Annotated in this window: 1 protein-coding gene; it reads right to left on the bottom strand. The window is 39.4% G+C overall.

What is annotated here, in order from left to right; all coding sequences use genetic code 11:
* Positions 1 to 372: 372 nt before the first annotated feature.
* Positions 373 to 1,650 (bottom strand): IS110 family RNA-guided transposase, encoded by a 1,278-nt coding sequence (locus H131_RS22510; protein WP_010861447.1) that lies wholly within the window; start codon positions 1,648 to 1,650, stop codon positions 373 to 375.
* Between the last annotated feature and the right edge of the window lie 115 nt (positions 1,651 to 1,765).

The raw sequence follows: 1,765 nt of genomic DNA, 5'->3' as shown, positions 1-1,765 counted from the left end.
CTCCCTCTATAAACATTGATGTATCAACGGTTTCCACCACTCCGTGGTGAAGAAAAAATAATTTTCCACTTCATTTATAAACAGTGTTTTGAATTTATAGTTATAATTTACAAGTTAGGTGTACGCTTCGCTAAAACTAATGGAAATCATTAGCTTTTTTATCCACTATGTGATGCACAATGGATCTCTGCGATACTTATGACGACGTACCCTCCCATGTCTCTTAGCGTCATTTGCGCTTACATTCCTTCGTTCGGTCTATTCATAAGGCAGAGGCCTGCTATGCTGCACCGGAGACTCATAGTCTGAGTTTAGTTATTTTGCTGGCTTCTCCGTGTCATCCTTCTTTTTATAGTTCGATGAAAGAATTGATTACGCTGCCTCTGCGAGACAGTAGAGGTCATTCATCATATGTTGCTCGTTAAAAAAGACTTTCTTTTTGCATATGCCATGTAATACCTTCAGTAATTTACCACAGAGTATCACCATTGACTGCTTTCCCCTTAAGGGATTTTGTTGTCGCGTTGTGTAGTATTTATGAAGCTGTTTGAACGCTTCATTATGACGAATTAGCGGTACTATTACTTTAAATAAAGTGTTTCTAAGCTTCTTTCGCCCTCGTTTAGAGATATGTTTTTGTCCCTTATGTTGACCAGACGAGCTTTCACGTAATGTTAATCCCGCTAGTTTTATAAGTTGGCGTGGATTTTCATAAAGTGAGAAGCTTCCTACTTCTGATAGTAAATCAACTATTGTCGCATCTCCTAAACCAGGAACTGAAGCCAGTATTTCATATTCCATTGTTGTTTGTGCCATTTCTGCTAATTGATTATTTATAGTTTCAATTTCAGTTTCTAATAACCGATACTGACGTAAGAGCGTGGCGATTTCATGTTGGGCCATCTGTGTTCCTTCTGTCAGTCCGATAGAGTTTTTCGCGGCTTCAATAAGAAGCTTGGCTTTCGGTAACTGTGGGGCTCTCATTCCCTTTACCTGTCGGTAAAGAAAGACCAACTCTTCAGCTGTTTTCTCTTTAATATCTTTTGGTAATGGCGTCATTTCTAGTGTTGCAAGTGCCATCTTCCCGAAATTAGGAAAAACTTGAGTAAACTCTGGAAAGTAGCGATCAAGCCAACGAATGATTCGGTTTTTGATACTAGCCAAATCCTCCGTCAATTTTGAACGAAGAGTAGAACCAATACGAAGCTCAGCTTCAATGTCTTTCAGTATACGTGGATAGCTGAAACGTCCATCCTTTAATAAGCGAGCGATGACTAGTGCATCTTTTTTATCGTGCTTTGTCGGTAAGTTATCATCTAGTTCTTTCGAACGTCTTACGTGCATTGGATTCACCATGACAAGTGGGATTCCGTATTGATCTAAGAAATAGGCTAAGTTCATCCAGTAGTGGCCTGTAGGCTCAATACCTATTATTACTTCAGTTTTCTTAGCTTCCTTCATCGTTTGAAGAATCTTTTCATACAAGTTTTCGAAGCCTTCTTTCGATTGATGTACCGCAAAAGCTTTTTCTATTACTCGCCCGCGTTCATCGACAAAGCATGCGTAATGAATACGCTTTGCAATATCCATACCGACAACGAGTGTATTTTCAGTAACTTGATTAATTTTAATATTCCATTTAGAATGCATAAAGGAGTCCTCCTTGTTTGATGATGGGTCAATGGTCGTTGACACTCATGCATCATACTAGAGGGCTCCTTTTCTTTCAAGACCTCGAACATCCTTCAAACAGGAATGCTGCGCC

Source organism: Lysinibacillus sphaericus OT4b.31 (assembly GCF_000392615.1).
Taxonomy (GTDB): Bacteria; Bacillota; Bacilli; order Bacillales_A; family Planococcaceae; genus Lysinibacillus; species Lysinibacillus sphaericus_B.
The sequence above is the reverse complement of the archived record's forward strand: the minus strand, read 5'-3'. Positions and strand labels throughout refer to the sequence as shown.